Raw genomic sequence first — 203 nt, forward strand, 5'->3', positions numbered from 1 at the left:
CCGTGCGCCTCGACCGCGTCCACCAGGTCGGGGGTGAGCCGGGCGTTGGCCAGCGCGGCACGGATGACACGCTCCTGCGAAGGGCCGTTGGGCGCGGTCAGGCCGTTGCTCGCGCCGTCCTGATTGACGGCCGAACCCCGGATCACCGCCAGCACCGGGTGACCGTTGCGCCGGGCGTCCGACAGCCGCTCCAGCAGCAGCAC

At 73.9% G+C, this 203-nt stretch carries 1 protein-coding gene; it reads right to left on the minus strand.

What is annotated here, in order from left to right; translation table 11 throughout:
* A partial coding sequence (locus AC5WS8_RS39575) for a hypothetical protein (RefSeq protein WP_496108300.1) occupies positions 1 to 203 on the minus strand: 203 nt, incomplete at both ends.

The organism is Streptomyces sp. PTL18 (assembly GCF_059510295.1).